Source organism: Rhodothermales bacterium, assembly GCA_013002345.1.
Classification (GTDB): domain Bacteria; phylum Bacteroidota; class Rhodothermia; order Rhodothermales; family JABDKH01; genus JABDKH01.
Window position 1 is genome coordinate 1 of sequence record JABDKH010000378.1, and the last position, 2,584, is coordinate 2,584.

General features: G+C 59.1%; 2 protein-coding genes and 2 rRNA genes. 2 read left to right on the plus strand and 2 right to left on the minus strand.

Translation table 11 applies throughout. The features are described from left to right. Together HKN37_17900 and HKN37_17905 are read left to right on the plus strand one after the other, a co-directional pair. A partial coding sequence (locus HKN37_17900) for a hypothetical protein (GenBank protein ID NNE48531.1) occupies positions 1-321 on the plus strand: 321 nt, incomplete at its 5' end. 29 nt (positions 322-350) lie between these two features. After that, positions 351-1,031: a DUF899 family protein gene (locus tag HKN37_17905; protein NNE48532.1), complete on the plus strand. Its 681-nt coding sequence runs from the start codon at positions 351-353 to the stop codon at positions 1,029-1,031. A gap of 341 nt (positions 1,032-1,372) precedes the next feature. Here the strand turns inward: HKN37_17905 and rrf are convergent. Next, positions 1,373-1,489, minus strand: a 5S ribosomal RNA gene (gene rrf / locus HKN37_17910). A 194-nt stretch (positions 1,490-1,683) separates the two neighbouring features. Beyond that, positions 1,684-2,584: ribosomal RNA gene (locus tag HKN37_17915) — 23S ribosomal RNA — on the minus strand; the annotation flags it as partial.

A 2,584-nucleotide genomic window follows, 5' to 3' on the forward strand; every position in this document is an offset into this window, starting at 1 on the left:
ATGCTGTGCCGAGACGGCCTGGACCTCGAGTTCGCAGACGGCCGATCCATTGGTAAGAAGGTCATGGAGATTCGACCGGTCCGGCTCGACGGCCAGGCCATGGACATTGCGACATCGGTCAAGCGCAACTGGATGTTCGGATTCGGCGCCGCGATGACGATACTTCTCTACATCCCGATCATCGGCTGGCTTCTATTGCTCCCTGTGGGGCTGATCGCGATGGGGTTCGGCATCGCCGAGATCGTCAAGGTGCTCACGGACCCGCAGCAGCGTCGGTTCGGTGACCACTGGTCGGGTACTCGGGTGATAAACCAGAAATAGACGACACAGACCTTCGAACAAATGCCCCCATGACTCTCCGTTTCCCTAACGAGTCTGAGGAGTACCGCAGGGCGAGGGACGAACTGGTGCAGGCCGAAAAGGGGCTACGCGACCACATTGAGCGGGTTGCGCAGCAGCGGCGCGCTCTGCCCTCCGGTGGCCTGTTGAAGGAAGACTACGGGTTCGAAGAACTGGTAGACGGTCAGGTGACCAAGACCAGGTTTTCGGACTTGTTTGGCGAAGATCACGACACGCTGTTTCTGTACAGCTTCATGTATGCTCCGTCGATGGCGTCAGCCTGTCCAAGTTGCACGTCCATCCTGGACGGGCTGGACGGCCAAGTTCGGCATCTGGACCAAAGCATCAGTACCGCGATCGTCGCGAAGCACGATATCCGCACGTTCCATGAACACGGGGCATCTAGGGGGTGGTCGCGGTTGCGGCTGCTGTCGTCGGAGAAGAACAGCTACCAGGCCGACTACCTTGGCGAATCCGATGGTCGGCAGATTACGATCGGCAACGTCTTCCACCGTCAGGGTCGGGAGATTCGGCACTTCTGGGGATCGGAGCTGGTGTACCATCCACTCGAGGGAGGTCACCCTCGTCACGTCGACCTCATTTGGCCTCTTTGGAACGTGCTCGACTTGACCCCCGGAGGGCGTGGTAACTTCGGGCCTCGACTTTCCTACGAGAACTCGGGCCGCAGCTGAAAAAACCCGCGTTCGTGCTTCAGCAGCGCCGAGTACGATCGTCGTTTTGGGCGTACGGATGCGGTTTCCGCTAGCCCGGGCGCAGGAAGGTTGAGAGCGCGATCCCAACGACTGCGGCCAACCACGCCGCTGCTGTTCCCATGAAGACTGCGTGAGCGGGAGCGCTCCAGAACCGCTGGAGACGCACTAGCCATAGCTGTGAACTCTCCCCTTGGTCTCGCCGCGTTATTGCGCTCGTAGACCGCCTGGGTGGTTCCGACCGGCTCGCCGTGCCTTGCTCGGCTCGCGGGTACAACAAAAGACCCCCTCTCCGCCTGAAGCAGAGAGGGGGTCCTGTATGAAGCTGGCGGCGTCGTACTCTCCCACCGGGTCCCCCCGGCAGTACCATCCGCGCTGTGAGGCTTAACTTCCGTGTTCGGGATGGGAACGGGTGTATCCCTCACGCTATGACCACCAGCAAACTCTAGACGCGCAGCCGCAGTACTAGACTGCGCGTCGATAGAATTCGGGTTTAAGAGATTTGAGAACTGCAATGTTTACTTCTTGGGCGCCTCAGGAAATGGTATTCCTAAGCGTCCGATGATGCGTCCTTCTTCGTCCTCCCCTGGATTCAACCCAAGCTCTTCGAGCTGGATTGAGGGAGGGAAGAGGGTGCGGTCAAGCCTCTCGGGCGATTAGTACGGCTCGGCTACACGTGTTGCCACGCTTCCACCTGCCGCCTATCAACGTGATAGTCTCTCACGGCCCTTCCGGGGACTTATGTCCCGGGAGTACTCATCTCGGAGTGGGCTTCCCACTTAGATGCTTTCAGCGGTTATCCCTTCCCAACGTCGCTACCCGGCGCTGCCCCTGGCGGAACAACCGGTACACAAGAGGTTGGTCCATCCCGGTCCTCTCGTACTAGGGATAGCTCTCCTCAATACTCCAACGCCCACGACGGATACAGACCGAACTGTCTCACGACGTTCTAAACCCAGCTCATGTGCCACTTTAACGGGCGAACAGCCCGACCCTTGGGACCTTCTCCAGCCCCAGGATGTGACAAGCCGACATCGAGGTGCCAAACCGCCCCGTCGATATGAACTCTCGGGGGCGATAAGCCTGTTATCCCCGGCGTACCTTTTATCCGTTGAGCGACGGCCCTTCCATGCGGAACCGCCGGATCACTAACGCCTACTTTCGTACCTGCTCCACCCGTCGGTGTCGCAGTCAAGCTCCCTTCTGCGTTTACACTCTTCGCGCGATTGCCGACCGCGCTGAGGGAACCTTTGCGCGCCTCCGTTACTGTTTGGGAGGCGACCGCCCCAGTCAAACTACCCGCCTGCCACTGTTCCCGAGGAGGATTCACTCCCCTGGGTTAGAGCCTCAACATTGTAAGGGTGGTATTTCACCTTGTGGCTCCCCAACACCTAGCGATGCTGGTTCAAAGCCTCCCACCTATTCTACACGTGCAATGCTAAGACCCAATGGCAGGTTATAGTAAAGGTGCACGGGGTCTTTTTGTCCTGTCGCGGGTAATCGGTATCCTCACCGATACTCCAATTTCGCCGAGC